The sequence below is a fragment of the Pseudomonas sp. HN8-3 genome, assembly GCF_020790195.1.
GTDB lineage: Bacteria > Pseudomonadota > Gammaproteobacteria > Pseudomonadales > Pseudomonadaceae > Aquipseudomonas > Aquipseudomonas synxantha_A.
On sequence record NZ_CP086206.1, the window covers coordinates 4496544 to 4514186 of the forward strand.

General features: G+C 61.0%; 12 protein-coding genes. 4 read left to right on the forward strand and 8 right to left on the reverse strand.

The annotated features are described in order from the left end of the window. The first annotated feature begins 617 nt into the window (after positions 1-617). Positions 618-3764, forward strand: coding sequence for a ribonuclease E (gene rne, locus LJX92_RS19960; RefSeq protein ID WP_218276558.1), 3147 nt, complete (start codon positions 618-620; stop codon positions 3762-3764). An 80-nt stretch (positions 3765-3844) separates the two neighbouring features. Here rne and LJX92_RS19965 read toward each other — a convergent pair whose 3' ends face one another. From LJX92_RS19965 to LJX92_RS19975, 3 genes are all read right to left on the reverse strand, one after another. After that, positions 3845-4429: a nucleotidyltransferase family protein gene (locus LJX92_RS19965; RefSeq protein WP_228308863.1), complete on the reverse strand. Its 585-nt coding sequence runs from the start codon at positions 4427-4429 to the stop codon at positions 3845-3847. Beyond that, positions 4426-5412, reverse strand: coding sequence for an XdhC family protein (locus tag LJX92_RS19970; RefSeq protein ID WP_078822099.1), 987 nt, complete (start codon positions 5410-5412; stop codon positions 4426-4428). The genes LJX92_RS19965 and LJX92_RS19970 overlap by 4 nt, the downstream gene beginning before the upstream one ends. 141 nt (positions 5413-5553) lie before the next feature. Continuing rightward, positions 5554-6885, reverse strand: coding sequence for a dicarboxylate/amino acid:cation symporter (locus LJX92_RS19975; protein ID WP_003189258.1), 1332 nt, complete (start codon positions 6883-6885; stop codon positions 5554-5556). A gap of 338 nt (positions 6886-7223) precedes the next feature. Between LJX92_RS19975 and LJX92_RS19980 the strand changes: the two genes are divergently transcribed. Then, positions 7224-8222: an AraC family transcriptional regulator gene (locus tag LJX92_RS19980; RefSeq protein ID WP_005790566.1), complete on the forward strand. Its 999-nt coding sequence runs from the start codon at positions 7224-7226 to the stop codon at positions 8220-8222. 102 nt (positions 8223-8324) lie between these two features. On the opposite strand, the gene LJX92_RS19985 is transcribed toward LJX92_RS19980, so the two are convergent. From LJX92_RS19985 to LJX92_RS19995, 3 genes are read right to left on the reverse strand one after another with little or no spacing between them, the layout of a single operon-like run. Then, positions 8325-9671, reverse strand: a complete 1347-nt coding sequence (locus tag LJX92_RS19985) for an ATP-binding protein (RefSeq protein ID WP_005790567.1) — start codon at positions 9669-9671, stop codon at positions 8325-8327. Continuing rightward, complete coding sequence (locus tag LJX92_RS19990; protein ID WP_005790569.1) at positions 9668-10345, reverse strand: response regulator; 678 nt, start codon at positions 10343-10345, stop codon at positions 9668-9670. The genes LJX92_RS19985 and LJX92_RS19990 overlap by 4 nt, the downstream gene beginning before the upstream one ends. A gap of 18 nt (positions 10346-10363) precedes the next feature. Then, entirely contained in the window at positions 10364-10672 is a 309-nt protein-coding gene (locus tag LJX92_RS19995; protein WP_005790571.1) for a hypothetical protein, read from the reverse strand. A 138-nt stretch (positions 10673-10810) separates the two neighbouring features. Here LJX92_RS19995 and LJX92_RS20000 point away from each other — a divergent pair, with 138 nt between their 5' ends. Continuing rightward, positions 10811-11530 (forward strand): 4'-phosphopantetheinyl transferase family protein, encoded by a 720-nt coding sequence (locus LJX92_RS20000; RefSeq protein WP_078822101.1) that lies wholly within the window; start codon positions 10811-10813, stop codon positions 11528-11530. A gap of 20 nt (positions 11531-11550) precedes the next feature. On the opposite strand, the gene LJX92_RS20005 is transcribed toward LJX92_RS20000, so the two are convergent. Both LJX92_RS20005 and LJX92_RS20010 read right to left on the reverse strand, forming a co-directional pair. Beyond that, positions 11551-13161: an ATP-binding protein gene (locus LJX92_RS20005; RefSeq protein ID WP_228308864.1), complete on the reverse strand. Its 1611-nt coding sequence runs from the start codon at positions 13159-13161 to the stop codon at positions 11551-11553. Next, the gene (locus tag LJX92_RS20010) at positions 13158-13883 is read right to left on the reverse strand and encodes a response regulator (protein ID WP_032879844.1); all 726 of its coding nucleotides are present in this window, start codon (positions 13881-13883) and stop codon (positions 13158-13160) included. Before LJX92_RS20010 ends, LJX92_RS20005 begins: the two co-directional genes overlap by 4 nt. A 742-nt stretch (positions 13884-14625) precedes the next feature. Between LJX92_RS20010 and LJX92_RS20015 the strand changes: the two genes are divergently transcribed. Then, complete coding sequence (locus LJX92_RS20015) at positions 14626-17520, forward strand: ribonucleoside-diphosphate reductase subunit alpha (RefSeq protein ID WP_032879843.1); 2895 nt, start codon at positions 14626-14628, stop codon at positions 17518-17520. Positions 17521-17643 lie beyond the last annotated feature (123 nt).

Sequence of the window (17643 nt, forward strand, 5' to 3'; positions counted from 1 at the left end):
ACGGGGCTTCGGCCACCTTGGAAGGCTCGGGATTGTAACAAGCGCAGGTGACATGAGGCCTGAAGCGAGTGCAAAAAGCAGAGTGAATACTCGCGTTTTGCGCCGATATTTACGGCCAGTTCACAAAGTGCAGTCAGTCTTGAGCCAGACCATGGCAGATGCTTCGGAAACAACGCCTGTTAAGAGCTGAGTGAGAGCGCAGTCGCCCACACCTAGTCTTGTTTAGCCATGAGCGTGGACTCCCCATTGGAGCCCACGGTAAATGCCAACCCGCTGCGGATTCTGCGCGCGGCAGCACCCGAATTATCAGGGATACGTGTAGGGTGGAGATGCACAACCGTCGGACTGTGTAGCACTAGGCTTGTTTTAGACGCTTCATCTCGTCCACAGTCGCCGGTTGATTCCTCCTCCTGACCTTAGCTTTTGTTGAAGTGGTGCCTTTGTCACCACCGCTAACGAGCAGGACGCGTCCGTCGCGATACCGGCCCAATTGGCAGGTTTTGCTGGACACTGGAGTGGCCAACCACTCTTGACGCACCTGACACCGACCGTGAGAAGTCGTGTGTGCCGAACGCCGTTTCCGGCAGCCCGGAAACCGACGGTACAACATGAAAAGAATGCTGATTAACGCGACTCAACCCGAAGAGTTGCGTGTTGCACTGGTAGATGGCCAACGCCTCTACGACCTGGACATCGAATCCGGTGCACGCGAGCAAAAGAAGGCCAACATCTATAAAGGCCGTATTACTCGCATCGAACCAAGCCTTGAGGCTGCCTTTGTCGATTTCGGCTCCGAGCGCCACGGCTTCCTGCCCCTCAAAGAAATCTCCCGCGAATACTTCAAGAAAGCCCCCGAAGGCCGCGTGAACATCAAGGACGTCCTGAGCGAAGGCCAGGAAGTCATCGTCCAGGTCGAGAAAGAAGAACGTGGCAACAAGGGCGCCGCCCTGACCACCTTCATCAGCCTCGCTGGCCGTTACCTGGTCCTGATGCCGAACAACCCGCGTGCCGGCGGTATTTCCCGTCGCATCGAAGGCGAAGAGCGCAACGAACTGCGCGAAGCGCTGAACGGCCTGATCGCACCGGCCGACATGGGCCTGATCGTTCGCACTGCAGGCCTGGGCCGCAGCAGCGAAGAAATGCAGTGGGACCTCGACTACCTGCTGCAACTGTGGACCGCTATCAAGGAAGCGTCCCTGGATCGTTCCGCGCCATTCCTGATCTACCAGGAAAGCAACGTGATCATCCGCGCCATCCGCGACTACCTGCGCCAGGACATCGGCGAAGTGCTGATCGACAGCGTTGAAGCCCAGGACGAAGCCCTGACCTTCATCCGCCAGGTGATGCCGCAGTACGCCAGCAAGATCAAGCTGTACGAAGACAGCGTTCCGCTGTTCAACCGTTTCCAGATCGAAAGCCAGATCGAGACCGCCTTCCAGCGCGTGGTCGAACTGCCTTCCGGCGGCTCCATCGTCATCGACCCGACCGAAGCCCTGGTGTCCATCGACATCAACTCGGCGCGCGCCACCAAAGGCAGCGACATCGAAGAAACCGCCCTGCAGACCAACCTGGAAGCGGCTGAAGAAATCGCCCGCCAGCTGCGCCTGCGTGACATCGGCGGCCTGATCGTGATCGACTTCATCGACATGACCCCTGCCAAGAACCAGCGCGCCGTGGAAGAGAAAGTCCGCGAGTGCCTGGAAGCCGACCGTGCCCGCGTACAAGTGGGCCGTATCTCGCGCTTCGGCCTGCTGGAAATGTCCCGTCAGCGCCTGCGCCCGTCCCTGGGTGAGAGCAGCGGTATCGTGTGCCCGCGTTGCAACGGCACCGGCATCATCCGTGACGTTGAATCGCTGTCCCTGGCAATCCTGCGCCTGATCGAAGAAGAAGCCCTGAAAGACCGCACCGCCGAAGTTCGCGCACAAGTGCCGATTCCGGTTGCCGCCTTCCTGCTCAACGAAAAACGCAACTCGATCACCAAGATCGAACTGCGCACCCGTGCTCGTATCGTCATCCTGCCGAACGATCACCTCGAGACGCCGCACTTCGAAGTACAGCGCCTGCGTGATGACAGCCCGGAAGCCCATAGCGGGCAGTCCAGCTATGAAATCGCTGCTGCCGCGGCCGAAGTGGAAGAAGTTCAGCCAGCGGCCGCGACCCGCACCCTGGTTCGCCAGGAAGCCGCCGTCAAGACTGCACCGGCACGTGCCAACGCACCGGTCCCGACCGAAGCTGCCGCACCGGTTGCCGCACCGGCCGCCCTGCCTGAGCCAAGCCTGTTCAAGGGCCTGGTGAAGTCGCTGGTCAGCCTGTTCGCCACCAAGGAAGAGCCTGCCGCCCCGGTTGTGGTTGAAAAGCCTGCCACCGAGCGCCCGGCGCGCAACGAAGAGCGTCGCAACGGCCGCCAGCAGAGCCGCAACCGCAACGGCCGCCGTGACGAAGAACGCAAGCCACGCGAAGAACGTGCACCGCGTGAAGAACGCGCCCCCCGTGAAGAGCGCGCTCCTCGCGAAGCCCGTGAAGAAGCCCCGGCCGTAGCCCGTGAAGAACGTGCACCGCGTGAAGAGCGCGCACCACGTACCCCGCGTGCTCCGCGCGAAGATCGCAAGCCGCGTGGCGAGCGTGAAGAGCGTGTGCGTGAACTGCGCGAGCCGCTGGATGCGGCACCTGCCGTCGCTGCTGCCACTGCCGCAACCACCGAAGAACGCCCGGCGCGCCAGCCGCGTGAAGAGCGTGCCCCACGTGAAGAGCGCCAGCCGCGCCCGCCGCGTGAAGAGCGTCAACCACGCGCCGAGCAAGCCGCTGCCGCCAGCGAAGAAGAAGTACTGACCGGCGAAGAGCAACTGCAGGAAGACGGCCAGGACAACGCCGAAGGCGATCGTCCACGCCGCCGCTCCCGTGGCCAGCGTCGTCGCAGCAACCGTCGTGAGCGTCAGCGTGACGCCAACGGCAACGTGATCGAAGGCTCGGAAGAAGCCGGCGAAAACGCAGAAGCGGCCAGCAACGAACCAACGGGCGCCGAACTGGCTGCCGGCTTGGCCGTTACCGCTGCCGTCGCCAGCTCGGTCATCAGCGCACCTGCTGAAGCCCAGGCTCACGAGCAAGCCGAGCGTGCTACCGCCGCTGTCGAAGAAACTGCTGCCGTAGAAACACCCGTTGTCCAGACCCCAGTGGTTGAAGCGCCGGTTGTGGAAGCGCCAGTTGTTGAAGCCACGACCCCTATCGAAGCCCCAGTGGTTGCGCAAGTGGAAGTTGCTCCGGTTCGCGACGCACAGCCAGAAACCGAAGTGGTTGCTGTTGAGCCCGCACCGGTTATCGAGCCTGCGCCAGTGGTTGAAGTGGCTGTAGAAACACCGGTTGCCGAAGAAGCCGCCCCGGTTGTGCGTGAAGTTCGCGAAGAACAGACCGCCTTCCAGTGGACCGCTGAGCCAGCTGCCCCGGTTGAAGCGCCAACGCCTGCCCCTGCGGTAGAAGAAGCGCCGACGCCGGTTGCTGAAGTCGTCGCCGAGCCAGCCCCAGTGGTTGAGCCGACGCCGGTTGTGGAGCCCGCACCCGTGGTTGAAGTTGAAGCCCCAGTGGTTGCCGAAGTGGCTGCCCCAGTGGTTGAAGCTGCACCTGCCAGCGCCCTTACCGAAAATGGCCGTGCGCCGAACGACCCGCGTGAAGTGCGTCGTCGTCGCAAGGAAGCCGAAGCAGCTGCCGCAGCGGCTGCCCAGGCGGTAGAGCACAAGGCCGTGGAAGAAGAGCCTAAACCCCTCGTCTGATTCCATCCGCCACTAAAAAGCCCCGCCTGAGCAATCAGGCGGGGCTTTTTTATGGCTACTTGGAATGCCAGCTCCCACACTTAACCTGCAGTAAAACTCAACCGTTGCGGCACATCGACATCCCAAAGCACACCAGGATCATCTACCTGCACCTCTCGCACCTGTGTTTGTGCAAACAACGGCTTGGCCCCACGATCCCCACTCAGAGCCATCAGCGCCGGCCCAAACGTGTGATCGAAAGCCACCGGGTGCCCATACTGCCCGGCAGATACCGGCACAGTGATGCCCTCCACGCTGGCAATAAGCCGCTCGATACTCGATGACTGGATAAACGGCATATCCCCCAACACCACCAGCCACCCATCCGCTGCACCGCTGGCCTTGACCGCGGCCGCAATGCTGTCGCCCATCCCGCTGGAGTCCAGCAGTACAACCTGACAGCCATAAGCCTCTGCCAGGCGGATAACCTCCCCGCGCCCCGGCGACGTCACCAGCCAGCGCGTTACAACACGCTCAGGCAAGTTGCGCAGCACCTGCTCGATGACCGGCCGGATAACGCCATCCGGCCCCACGCAAGCAGCCAGTAACTTGTCTTGATCCGCCCCGGCTTCGGCGCGAAAGCGACTGCCCTGCCCCGCTGCCAGCACAATCGCTGTAACGGTCACTGCGCCGCTACCGCCAGGGGCTTTTTCTGCATCGGTGCCACGCCGTTCTTGATCGCGACAATTTCCGCCATCAACGACAGGGCTATCTCCGCCGGTGTATGGCTGCCGATATGCAAACCAATCGGCCCGTGCAAGCGCGCAATCGCATCCGCCGACAAGCCCAGCGCCGCCAGGTTCTCCCGGCGCTTCTGGGTATTGACCCGCGAACCCAGGGCGCCGATGTAGAACGCAGCGGAGTTCAGCGCCGTCAGCAGCGCCATATCATCCAAACGCGGATCATGGGTCAGGCAAACGATGGCCGTGCGCTCATCGGTGTGGATGTTCAACACCGCCTCGTCGGGCATACCAGGTACAAAGCGGCCATGTTGCTCTTCCCAGCCGTAGACGAACTCTTCGCGGGGGTCGCAAATCAGCACTTCGAAATCCAGCAAGCGCGCCATTTCGGCGACGTAGCGCGACAGTTGCCCGGCGCCGATCAGCAGCAGCCGCCAGCGCGGGCCGTAAATGGCGCGCAGGCGTTCGCCGTCGAAGCTCACCACATCAGTCTTGCTCGCAGCGCTCAGGGTTACCGCGCCCGTGGCCAGGTTCAATTCACGTGCGACGACCTGGTGGTCTTCACAGCGCGCCAACAGTTGCTCGACCCAGGCCCAATCATCCACCCGCTCTTCGGTCAGGCGCAGCGTGCCGCCACACGGCAAGCCAAAACGTGCCGCTTCGTCGCGGGTGACGCCGTAGGTCACCAGCTGCACTGGTGGTCCGTCGTCCGCCAGCCGCCCGTCCTGCAGGCGTGCGATCAAGTCATCTTCGATGCAGCCTCCGGACACAGAACCAATGACCACACCGTCGCCACGCAAGGCCAGCATCGCCCCCGGAGGGCGCGGCGCGCTGCCCCAGGTCTGTACCACGCTGTACAGCACCACGCGCTGCCCGGCGCGGCGCCATTCCAGGACGCTACGCAGGACATTCAAATCCACACTGTCCATCAAACCTTCCTGCCAGCGTTGAAAAATCGTCGTTTACTGTAAAGCAAAATAATCAAAAAGTGGCCGCGCACAAACGCAAACGCCCCGAACCAGTCGGGGCGTTTGCCAATTGCCTAAGCGTCAGATCACGCCATCAGCGGCTTACTTGACCACAGGAGCAGGGCCTTCGGCCACACCCAGGTCATCGAGCTCGCGAGTTTCGGAGATACCGGTACCACCGGATGCCAGCTCGCTTTGCAGCTTGTCGGTGTCCAGCTCCTTGACCCACTTGGCCACAACGATGGTGGCTACGGCGTTACCCACCAGGTTGGTCAGGGCACGGGCTTCGGACATGAAGCGGTCGATACCCAGGATCAGCGCCAGGCCGGCAACCGGCAGGTGGCCGACAGCCGACAGGGTGGCAGCCAGGACAATAAAGCCCGAGCCAGTCACACCTGCAGCGCCTTTGGAGGACAGCAGCAGCACCAGCAGCAGGGTGATCTGGTGGGTGATGTCCATGTGGGTGTCGGTCGCCTGAGCGATGAACACGGCAGCCATGGTCAGGTAGATCGACGTACCGTCGAGGTTGAAGGAGTAACCGGTTGGGATCACCAGGCCGACGACGGACTTCTTCGCACCCAGGCGCTCCATCTTGATCAGCATACGCGGCAGTGCGGATTCGGAAGACGAAGTACCCAGTACGATCAGCAGCTCTTCACGGATGTAGCGAATCAGTTTCAACACGCTGAAACCGTGAGCGCGGCAGATTGCGCCCAGCACCAGCACGACGAACAGGATGCAGGTGATGTAGAAGCAGATCATCAACTGGCCCAGCTGCACCAGCGAACCCACACCGTAGGCACCGATGGTGAACGCCATGGCGCCCAGGGCACCGATTGGCGCGAGCTTCATGATCATGTTGATGATGTTGAACATCACGTGGGCGAAGCGATCGATGAAGTCCAGCACCGGCTTGCCGTAGGCACCCAGGCGGTGCAGGGCGAAACCGAAGATCACCGAGAACATCAGCACTTGCAGGATGTCGCCGTTGGCAAAGGCGCCGACGATGGTGTTCGGGATGACGTTGAGGATAAAGCCGACAATGCTCTGGTCTTTACCGGCGGTGACGTAGGCCGCCACTTTGGAAGCGTCCAGGGTGGCGACGTCGATGTGCATGCCGGCGCCCGGCTGCACAACGTTGACCACGACCAGGCCGATCAGCAAGGCGATGGTGGACACGATTTCGAAGTACAGCAGTGCGTAGCCACCGGTTTTGCCGACCGATTTCATGCTTTGCATGCCAGCGATACCGCTGACAACGGTGCAGAAGATGATGGGGGCGATGACCATTTTGATCAGCTTGATAAAGCCGTCACCCAGTGGCTTGAGGGCCACGCCGGTCTGCGGGTAGAAGTGGCCGAGCAAAATACCGATAACGATTGCAACGATCACCTGGAAATACAGGGATTTGTAGATTGGCTGACGAGTCGTCATTGCAAAGTTCCTCAATCGTCCCGTGTGGCAAATATCCGCCATTGCCCACGACACTTGAATTGCGAACCCTCCTGCACTGGAGGGATTTGTTGTTTGCGAAGCCTGTAGGAGAGAGCCTGCGCTGCAATCCCTATCGCAAACAGCGTGCCACTTTGCTTAAACACCCTGAAGGCCCTTCAACATCGGGGCTTGGCGTTTATTGACGCGCTTGAGCCGTGGAACAAGGTGGCGGATTTCCGCCCGCCCACCCCGTCTCGTCCTACAATTTGGCGGATATCCGCCTTGCCGTCGCGCCGGGGTCTGACTACCATCCGCCACTCCATGGATGAGGCCCTTTCATGCGTGAACGTACCATCGCCAGTCACTACGCCCGAGCCGCCCTCGGCGGTGCGCGTCGTGTGGGTTACGACTACTCAGGGCTGTTGCAGCAGGTGGGCATCAGCCCCGAACTGCTGACCGAGCCCCGCGCCCGTATCGCTCCGGAGCAATTTACGCGGTTGCTGCAAATGCTCTGGCTGGGGCTGGATGACGAATACCTGGGGTTCGCCGAAGGCCCGAGCAAGCGTGGCACCTTCGCCATGATGTGCCACGCCCTGATCCACTGCCGCACGCTGGAAAAGGCTCTGGAACGCGGCTTATTGTTTTATAGCCTATTCCCACAGGGCCCGCGCTGGCAGCTGACGAAAGAAGGCGATATGGCGCGGCTGAGCCTGGATGACTCGCAGCTATGGGACCCGGATCACTTCCTCAGTGAATGCCTGCTGGTGATCTGGCATCGCCTGGGCAGTTGGCTGATTGGCCAGCGAATCCGGCTGCAACAGGCCACCTTCAGTTACCCGATGCCGGACCATGCTGGCGAGTACGACCTGCTGTTCCCCTGCCCCTTGGTGTTCGGTGCGCCGACCAGCAGCCTGGTGTTTCCCAGCCGCTACCTGAGCCTGCCGTTGTTGCAGGATGAACGCACTCTCAAGCATTTTTTGCAGCGCTCCCCTGCCGACTTGCTGTCGCGGCCGGATGAAGGCGACAGCCTGAGCAGCCAGTTGCGCCGCTTGCTCAGCCGCGACCGCACGCCCTGGCCGGACCTGGAAGCCGTCGCCCAGCATTTGCACATCAGCCCGCAAACCCTGCGCCGGCATCTGCGCGAAGAAGGCAGCAGCTTTCAGGCTCTGAAGGATGAGTTACGGCGAGACATCGCCATCTACCACCTGGGGCGGGCGGATTTGTCTTTGCAGGAAATTGCCGAACAGTTGGGGTTCTCCGAACCGTCGGCGTTTCATCGGGCGTTCAAGAAGTGGACGGGGTTGACGCCGGGGGCCTACAGGGCGCAGGAGAGTTAAAGGTATAGCGCCTGGGAGGGCCTCTTCGCAGGCAAGCCAGCTCCCACAGTTGATCGGGTTTACAAAATCTGATGTGTGAATACATTCAGAGGCCAGTGCAGATCACAAGGCCGGAAAATGAATCCTGAACGCAGCCCCCCCTAACGCTGAATCCCCCAACGTCAAACGCGCGTGATAGCTTTCGATGATGTCCTTGACCACCGCCAACCCGATGCCCTGCCCCGGGTGCTGGCGGTCCAGACGTTCGCCTCTTTGCAGGATCCGGGCGCGCTGGTCCGGTGGCACGCCTGGGCCATCATCTTCGATACACAGCTCAAGGCCGTCCAGGTTTTCCACCAAGCTGATTCGCACTTGCTTGAGGCACAGGCGATAGGCGTTTTCCAGCAGGTTGCCGAGCATTTCGAGCAGCGCGCCTTTCTCGATGGGCACGTCGCACTCAGGTGGCAGATCAAAGGTGACGGTGACACGCTTGTCGCGGTAAACCTTCTCCAATGTATCGCACAGGCTTTGCAGCACGGGCTCCAGACGTACCTGGTGACGCACCAGTCCGCTTTTACGCAGACTCGCACGCTGCAATTGGTAGCCGATCTGCTGGCTCATGCGCTCAATCTGCGATTGCAATACCCACGCCTGGCTGCGCTCTTCGGGACGCTGGGCCATGTCTTCGCTCACCCCCTGCAAGACCGCCAGCGGGGTTTTCAAACTGTGGGCCAAGTCGTCAAGGGAGTCACGGTAGCGCGTACGCTGTTCGCGCTCGCTGTGCAGCAAACGGTTGAGCGAGCCGGTCAGGCGCAACAGTTCGCGGGGGTGTTCTTCACTGAGGCTTTCGCGGGTACCGCCTTCGATCTGGTCAAGTTCCTGACTCAGGCGCCGCAAGGCTTGCAGGCCCCAGGTCAGGCCCAGCCACAGCAGCGTCAACAGCACCAGCAGGGCCGCGCCGAATCCAAGGTAAAGGTTCTCGCGCAAGCCTTCGAGGGTCAGTTGGTACTCACGCACCGGTTGCAGGGCGACGATACTGAAGGCGGCGCTCTTGCCCCCCAGCAACCTGACCTCAACGTCATACACGAAGAATTCCTGGCCATTGGCCTCGCGGATGCGCGCAAACTCATTACCGCGCCCGTCGTAACGCGGTTTGTAGTTGATGTTTTCTTCCTGGGTCGCCCGCGAACGCCACACCAGATGGCCTTCGCGGTCGTAGATATAGCCGAGCAGGCGGCTGTCGGTAAGGTTGAAACGTTCGTCAGGCAACTGCGCCGGCATCAGCAGGCGGTTATTTTCCACCCGCGCCGCAGAAATCAGGGTGGTCACATCCGACGCCAGACGCTGCTCGATGGAATCCTGCAGGGCCAGGCTGAAGGCGCCTTGCATGGCCGGCAACAGGCCGAGCATAAACAGCACGGCCAGGGTGGCGGCCGCCAGCATCAGGCGCACACGTAGCGAGCGAATCAACGGCAGCGCTCATTGAACAGGTAACCCAAGCCGCGCACGGTATCGATCGGCTTGAACCCGGCGGGGCCTTCCAGCTTGCGGCGCAGGCGACCGACCAGCACTTCGATCACGTTCGGATCGCGCTCGTCATCATCAGGGTAGAGCTGCTCCATCAAGCGATCCTTGGCCACCACCTGTTGATGATGACGCATCAAGTACTCAAGGATCCGATATTCGTAGGCGGTCAACGCCAGCGGCTGTTCATCCAGGGAGGCCTGCTTGCGGTTGAGGTCCAGCAGCAACGGCCCGGCGATGATAGTGGACTGGGTAAAGCCGCTGGAGCGGCGCAGCAAGGCATTCATGCGCGCCTCCAGCTCTTCGAACTGGAAGGGTTTGACCACGTAGTCGTCGGCACCGGCCGCCAGGCCTTCGACCTTGTCCTGCCAGTTGCCGCGAGCGGTCAGGATCAGGATCGGGAAAGTCTTGGCCTGGGTACGCAATTGGCGGATCAGGTCCAGGCCACCCATGCCGGGCAGGCCAAGGTCGATGATCGCCAGGTCATGGTTGAACTGGCCGGTCTGGTACAGGGCTTCCTCGGCATTGGCCACAGCTTCGACCACATGCCCACTGTCGGTCAGGCGGGTAAACAGGTGATGACGCAGCAGCGCCTCATCTTCCACCACCAGCAATTTCATAAGGCTCTCCAAGGCAATTCAACTGTCCGACAGAGGGATATCATAGCGGCCCTGCACGTCTTGCGGGCGCAGTTTAATGCCATTGTACTGGCCCGTCAGGTGCGTGTAGCCGCTGCGATAGTCGGGTTGCGCAGCGGTAACGCCCAGGGCCTGACCCCACGGCGCGGCCTGGGTGCCGACGTCTTCGAAGCTGACACGATGGATCAGGTTGCCGGATTTCCTGGTTTTTTCGCCGCCAAAGGCCGCAAAGGCGCCATCGCTGGCCTGCACGCCCGCGGTGGCACCGAGCATGGTTAACGCCAACATCAGCTTCTTGATCGCAGTCATGGTCATTACCTCATATGCGTTTGGCCTGTGAGGTCCAGACTACGCAGGCGCCCCTGAACTCCCCCTGAACAGGCTCTTAACCACACCTGAACCGCGCCGGACTATCCACTGGCGCGCCAACTCGGCAAAATACCGCGCATGACTCCCCTACCCTCTTGCTGCACCCCGCTCGATGCCCGTTGGCCGCTGCCTGTCGCCTTACCTGGCACTGTGTTTTTGAGCACCCGATTCGATCCGGCCTTATTGGACGCAGGCGATTTCCAACGCAGCGCTGTGCCGCCGCCGGCGAGCATCCAGCGCTCGGTTGCCAAGCGTCAGGCGGAGTTTCTCGCAGGGCGCCTGTGCGCCCGCGAAGCACTGCAACGCCTGGATAACCTCAACTGCATTCCAGCCATCGGTGAAGACCGCGCGCCTGTCTGGCCAGGGCATATCAGTGGTTCCATCACCCACAGCACCGGGCACGCCGCAGCGATTGTCGGGCATAAGGCGCAATGGCGCGGGCTGGGCATGGACCTGGAGAATGTGCTGACTCTGGAGCGGGCGGAGCGCCTGGCCGGGGAAATTCTGACAGCCAACGAGCTGCAGCGTATGGCGACCATACCGCGTGAGCTGCATGGGTTGCTGGTGACGCTGACGTTTTCGATTAAGGAGAGTCTGTTCAAGGCGCTCTACCCCATCGTGCAAAAGCGCTTTTACTTTGAACATGCCGAGCTGTTGGAGTGGTCACAGGCGGGCCATGTGCGGCTGCGGTTGCTCACGGATCTTTCTGAAGAATGGGGTGATGGCAAAGAGTTGGAGGGGCAGTTTGGGGTGGAAGGGGAGCAGTTGTTGAGCCTGGTGGCCATCGGCGCTAGATAGACTTGGTCCCGATAGCGGTGTCAGGGTGTGTCTTGATCCCTTGGCCAACTCAGGCTGAAGCACGCCCCGCCCAGGTTGTTGCTCTTGCTGATCAACGCCCGCCCGCCGTGCCAATAGATGATCCGCCGCACAATCGACAGGCCCAGGCCATGGCCCCCCGAGGCGCGGGTACGGCTGTCGTCCAAGCGCAGGAACGGCGTGAAAATTCGCTCCCAGGCACTCTCCGGCACGCCGGGGCCATCGTCTTCCACATCAATACGGCAGCGCAGCTGGCCGACCTGATAACTGATCAGCACCTGGCCCTTGGCGTGGCGCATGGCGTTACTGACAAGGTTTTGCAGGGCGCGGTGCAGGTAACGCGGCTCAGCGTCGACCCAGGCGTCCTCCCAGTGGGCCGATGACAGGCAGACACCGCGAGTCACGGTGACCTGCGGGCGCAGTGGCGACAATTCGCCAATGACTTGGTCAAGCAGCGCATCGAGGTCCACTCGCTGGAAATTCAACTCCGGCGCGCCCTGCTCCAGGCGCGCATAGGTGAGCATTTCATCCACCAGGCCATCGAGGTCCTGGATATCGCCGTCCATGCCTTCCAGGTATTTACGCCGCGCCTCGGGAGTGGCGGCGTCACCAATCATCTCCAGGCCAAAACGCAGGCGCGCTACCGGCGTGCGCAGCTCATGGGACACCGCACGCACCAGTTCGCGCTGAATCGCCAGCAATTGCTGCAAGTGCTCGGCCATGCCATTGAACGCGGCAGCCAGGCGCCCTACCGAATCGGCGCCCCGGGCCGGCACGCGCACCTCCAGGTTGCCCTTGGCGATCCGCGTTGCTGCCGCCTCCAGGCCTTTGAGCCGGCGCTCCAGCTGGCGCACCAGCAGATAAACGATCAAGCCGATCAGGGTCAGGCCGATCAAGGTGATCAGAATCAGCCACTGCGCCGGATAGGGGTTCATTTGATAGAGCGGGCCGATTTCCAGCACCCACGGCGTACCGACCATGCCGGCAAATACGCGGATCGAATCGCCACCCTTGCCCAGGGCCATCACCGTATCGCCCTCCGCCACGCGACGGCGCTGGTCGTCGTCCATATCGGCCTGGTCGAGGGCCATCAAGTGCATCTCAAAACCAAAGCCCTTGGCCTGCTTGATGTCGGCCAGGCGTTGTGGCTGCTCAGCCACCGGAAAACGCACCAGTTCGTCGGCCAGCAGGTAGATAGTCGCACGGGCCAATTGCTCGCTGATCTGCTGCACTTCACCGGTGAGCACCAGCTGTTCCTGCTCGCTGACCAGTCGCAGTACCCGCGCCGCATGAGGGCCGGTCTGTTCCACCAGCACCTGGCCGCGTTGCAAGCGGTTGCGCTGGCCCAGGTCCAGTTGCGCCTCTGTAAACGTGCGCAGCTCCAGCGGAATGCCCAGCAAACGCTCCCATACCGCCAAGGCACGCAGCCGTTCGATGGCGTTCATGGCTTGCAGGTTATCGCCCATCAAGGCAAAGGTGCCGTGGGCCAGGCTTTCGCGGTATTGGCCGCTGCGTACGTCGTTGAGCAGATGCAACGCCAGGGCGCCGAGCAACGCCACCAGGATCAGCGCCGCGCACATGCCGCCGTAGATGCGCAGGAAGATCGAATTCACAGCGGCATGTCGGCAGCGGCTTCGGGGACGAACAGGTAGCCTTTGCTGCGGATGGTCTTGATCAGGCGCGGGTGGATCGGGTCGTCGCCGATTTTCGGCCGAATGCGCGAGATGCGCACATCAATGGAGCGGTCCTGGCCGTCGTAGCCAATGCCGCGCAGGGCAATGAAGATTTCTTCCCGGGACAGGATGCGCCCGGCATTTGCGACCAATAGCCACAGCAGGTCGAATTCGGCGCTGGTCAGTTCGATCCCGCCATCGTGCAGCCAGGCTTCGCGCAGCGCGTTGTCCACCACTAGCGGGCCGAACTGCAGGCGGCGCTGGTTTTCCCCCGCCGCCGGTAACGCCGGCTCGCTGCGCCGCAATAGCGCCTGGATACGCGCCAGCAACAGGCGCGGGCGCACGGGCTTGCACACATAGTCGTCAGCGCCCATGTCCAGGCCCTGCACCTGGTCCATGTCGTCGGTACGCGCGGTAAGCATCAGGATCACGCCCTCATAGCGCTCGCGAACTTTGCGACAGATGCTCAGGCCATCTTCGCCGGGCAGCATCAGGTCGAGGATCACCAGGTCCGGCTGCTCGGCGATGATGCGCGCCGCAGCCTGGGCGCCATCGCTTTCCACCGACACGCGCAGGCCGTTGCTTTCCAGGTACTCACGGGTCAACTCGGCGAGTCGCTCGTCGTCCTCGATGATCAGTATCTGCCAGGCATCTTGCTCCACGCGCCACCTCATTATTATTAGAAATTCTTTGGCTCACGCGGCCTCCACCGCCCATACCCTGTTTGTCATGTTTTAAGGGCATAACAAAGCCCGATTGTAGCCATGCCCCAACCCTTAAATACAAGCCAGGAATTCCATTCGGTGATGGCGTTTTTTTGTGATAGGGTTCGCGCCCTCAAAATTCCAACCAACGGTTTGCACCTCGGAATATTCGGTGACAAACGGTGTGATCCAGTAGTAATGCGGCCTACACGGGTGTTCCACGATTCATACACATTTTACTCACAGCGTTATCCACAGGTAGTGCGTTGCTAACCCCCCAAAAACGCATTATCTTGTACCTCGGCGCTAAAAAAACCCTACATGTAGGGTTTTAAGCGAAAAAACCAAACACAAGTCAGACCAGAAACTCAAGCGCTTTCTTGCTCACGTTTGGTTGAACCAAAGCATTTTTTCAAAGCCCAAACCGCGCACGCGGATGGCAGCCGTTTTCAAGCCCGCTTGGCTGAAGACGGTACGGGTGTTGCAGGGCTTGAACCAGGCCACTGTCACCCAGCAGGAATACGGCGAAGGGCTCCCGGCCCCAAGCCAAAGACTTCGGCATGGAAGCGGCGCGATGAGCTCCCTTCCTCCTGTCCCGAAGTTGTTATGCCAGGCCCTGGCCTGCTGTAAGTGCTTCAGGACGGAACGGTGGGCACCTTGATGGTGCCCAAATAAATATAGAATGTGGAGACAACCCCCCATGCAAACCGACACAACTCGCGAGAACCCGCAAGGCTCCGTGCCGCAGGCCGCTGATTCGAATCTGGATCTGTCCGCCACCGCACCTGGCCAACTGCGCGTGATCAAGCGTAACGGCACTGTCGTTCCTTATACCGATGACAAAATCACCGTCGCCATCACCAAAGCGTTTCTTGCAGTTGAAGGCGGCACCGCTGCTGCCTCGTCGCGCATCCACGACACCGTTGCCCGCCTGACCGAACAGGTCACCGCGACCTTCAAGCGTCGCATGCCTTCGGGCGGCACCATCCACATCGAAGAAATCCAGGACCAGGTTGAACTGGCCCTGATGCGTGCCGGCGAGCAGAAAGTCGCACGCGACTACGTGATCTACCGTGATTCGCGCGCCAAGGAACGTGCCGTACGCTCCCCGGCCGAAGAAGCTGCCGTACAAGCGCACCCGTCGATCCGCATCACCCTGGCTGACGGCAGCTTTGCCCCGTTGGACCTGGGCCGCCTGAACACCATCATCACCGAGGCCTGCGAAGGTCTGGAAGAAGTCGACGGTGACCTGATCCAGCGCGAAACCCTGAAGAACCTGTACGACGGCGTGGCCCTGACCGACGTCAACACCGCGCTGGTGATGACCGCCCGTACCCTGGTTGAACGCGAGCCGAACTACTCGTTCGTGACCGCGCGCCTGTTGATGGACACCCTGCGTGCCGAAGGCCTGGGCTTCCTGAAAGTCGCCGACAGCGCCACTCACCACGAGATGGCTGACCTGTACGCCAAAGCCCTGCCGGCCTATATCGCCAAGGGTATCGAGTTCGAATTGCTGAACCCGATCCTGGCCACCTTCGACCTGGAAAAACTCGGCAAGGCGATCAACCACGAGCGCGATCAGCAGTTCACCTACCTGGGCCTGCAAACCCTGTACGACCGTTACTTCATCCACAAGGACGGTATCCGCTTCGAACTGCCGCAAGTGTTCTTCATGCGCGTGGCCATGGGCCTGGCGATTGAAGAGAAGAACAAAGAAGACCGTGCGATCGAGTTCTACAACCTGCTGTCGTCCTTCGACTACATGTCGTCGACCCCGACCCTGTTCAACGCCGGCACCCTGCGTCCTCAGCTGTCGAGCTGCTACCTGACCACCGTGCCGGATGACCTGTCGGGCATCTACCACGCGATCCACGACAACGCCATGCTGTCCAAATTCGCCGGCGGCCTGGGTAACGACTGGACCCCGGTGCGCGCACTGGGTTCTTACATCAAGGGCACCAACGGCAAGTCCCAGGGCGTTGTACCGTTCCTGAAAGTGGTGAACGACACCGCCGTCGCCGTTAACCAGGGTGGCAAGCGCAAAGGCGCTGTGTGTGCCTACCTGGAAACCTGGCACATGGACATTGAAGAGTTCATCGAGCTGCGCAAGAACACCGGTGATGACCGTCGTCGTACCCACGACATGAACACCGCCAACTGGATCCCTGACCTGTTCATGAAGCGCGTCTTCGATGACGGCAAGTGGACCCTGTTCTCGCCATCCGAAGTACCGGACCTGCACGACCTGACCGGCAAGGCTTTCGAGGAGCGCTACGAGTACTACGAAGCCCTCACCGAGTACCCAGGCAAGGTCAAGCTGTTCAAGACCATCCAGGCTAAAGACCTGTGGCGCAAAATGCTGTCCATGCTGTTCGAAACCGGCCACCCATGGTTGACCTTCAAGGACCCATGCAACCTGCGCAGCCCGCAGCAGCACGTGGGCGTGGTCCACAGTTCGAACCTGTGCACCGAGATCACCTTGAACACCAACAAGGACGAGATCGCCGTTTGCAACCTGGGCTCGATCAACCTGCCGAACCATATCGTCAACGGCAAGCTGGACACCGCCAAGCTGGAACGCACCGTCAACACCGCAGTACGCATGCTCGATAACGTGATCGACATCAACTACTACTCGGTGCCACAGGCGCAGAACTCCAACTTCAAGCACCGTCCAGTGGGCCTGGGTATCATGGGCTTCCAGGACGCGCTGTACCTGCAGCACATTCCTTACGGTTCGGATGCTGCGGTCGAGTTCGCCGACAAATCCATGGAAGCGGTGAGCTACTATGCGATCCAGGCGTCCTGCGACCTGGCCGACGAGCGCGGCGCCTACGAGACGTTCCAGGGTTCGCTGTGGTCCAAGGGCATCCTGCCGCTGGATTCGCAACAGATCCTGATCGAAGCCCGTGGCCAGAAGTACATCGACGTTGATCTGAACGAAACCCTGGACTGGGCGCCGGTTCGTGCCCGCGTGCAAAAAGGTATTCGTAACTCCAACATCATGGCCATCGCACCGACCGCCACCATCGCCAACATCACTGGCGTGTCGCAGTCGATCGAACCGACCTACCAGAACCTGTATGTGAAATCGAACCTGTCGGGCGAATTCACCGTGATCAACCCATACCTGGTTCGCGACCTGAAAGCCCGCGGCCTGTGGGACTCGGTCATGATCAACGACCTGAAGTACTACGACGGTTCCGTGCAGCAGATCGAACGCATCCCGCAAGAACTCAAAGAGCTCTACGCGACCGCCTTCGAAGTGGATACCAAGTGGATCGTTGACGCCGCCAGCCGCCGTCAGAAGTGGATCGACCAGGCTCAGTCGCTGAACCTCTACATCGCCGGCGCTTCGGGCAAGAAGCTGGATGTGACCTACCGCATGGCCTGGTACCGTGGCCTGAAAACCACTTACTACCTCCGTGCCCTGGCCGCGACCAGCACCGAGAAGTCGACCATCAACACCGGTAAGTTGAACGCTGTTTCCAGCGGCAACCATGGTGATGATTCGGTTCTCGCAGCTCCTGCCGGTCCGGCACCTGTGCCAAAGGCCTGCGCGATTGACGAGCCGGATTGCGAAGCTTGCCAATAAGCTGAACCTGCCGAGGGTTTAACCACTTAAGGCAGAAAAGCCCCCGATACACCTAGGGTGTATCGGGGGCTTTTTCTTGGGCGGGCATAAAGCCCTTGTTGCGGTACTGCGGTTCGGTCAATA

Coding starts and splice junctions, on each gene's coding strand:
- LJX92_RS19990 (WP_005790569.1), bottom strand. CDS start 10,345: ATGAAATTGCTGGTGGTGGAAGATGAGGCGCTGCTGCGTCATCACCTG.
- LJX92_RS19975 (WP_003189258.1), bottom strand. CDS start 6,885: ATGACGACTCGTCAGCCAATCTACAAATCCCTGTATTTCCAGGTGATC.
- LJX92_RS19970 (WP_078822099.1), bottom strand. CDS start 5,412: ATGGACAGTGTGGATTTGAATGTCCTGCGTAGCGTCCTGGAATGGCGC.
- LJX92_RS19995 (WP_005790571.1), bottom strand. CDS start 10,672: ATGACTGCGATCAAGAAGCTGATGTTGGCGTTAACCATGCTCGGTGCC.
- rne (WP_218276558.1), top strand. CDS start 618: ATGCTGATTAACGCGACTCAACCCGAAGAGTTGCGTGTTGCACTGGTA.
- LJX92_RS20015 (WP_032879843.1), top strand. CDS start 14,626: ATGCAAACCGACACAACTCGCGAGAACCCGCAAGGCTCCGTGCCGCAG.
- LJX92_RS20000 (WP_078822101.1), top strand. CDS start 10,811: ATGACTCCCCTACCCTCTTGCTGCACCCCGCTCGATGCCCGTTGGCCG.
- LJX92_RS19980 (WP_005790566.1), top strand. CDS start 7,224: ATGCGTGAACGTACCATCGCCAGTCACTACGCCCGAGCCGCCCTCGGC.